The sequence below is a fragment of the Rhizobium ecuadorense genome (assembly GCF_001187535.1).
Taxonomy (GTDB): domain Bacteria; phylum Pseudomonadota; class Alphaproteobacteria; order Rhizobiales; family Rhizobiaceae; genus Rhizobium; species Rhizobium ecuadorense.
Map to the genome: position 1 here is coordinate 1 of NZ_LFIO01000914.1, position 239 is coordinate 239.

Genomic DNA, 239 nt, shown 5'->3' on the forward strand with positions numbered 1-239 from the left:
GCATAGATGATGAAGGTCATCTCGATGCCATGCAGCAGCATGGCGGTATATTCCGGATTTCCCAGGATTGCCGAAAGGTCGAAACCGCTCACGGGCTTGGCTCCCCGGATTGATCCGTCTTCGCCGCAGCGGATTGATCCGGCTTCGCCGAAGGCTGGGGCTTTGCCGTCTGCAGCCCGCCCATAACCTGTAGCGTCGGCGTGATCTCCATGTGCCCGATATTGACGGCGACGGGGGCT

The 239-nt window shown here is 60.3% G+C and carries 2 pseudogenes; both read right to left on the reverse strand.

Annotation, left to right across the window (positions count from 1 at the left end):
* Window positions 1-92: pseudogene (locus AF337_RS42275) on the reverse strand (amino acid ABC transporter permease); the annotation flags it as partial.
* Window positions 89-239 (reverse strand): annotated as a pseudogene (locus AF337_RS15980) (SDR family NAD(P)-dependent oxidoreductase); the annotation flags it as partial. The pseudogenes AF337_RS15980 and AF337_RS42275, both read right to left, overlap by 4 nt.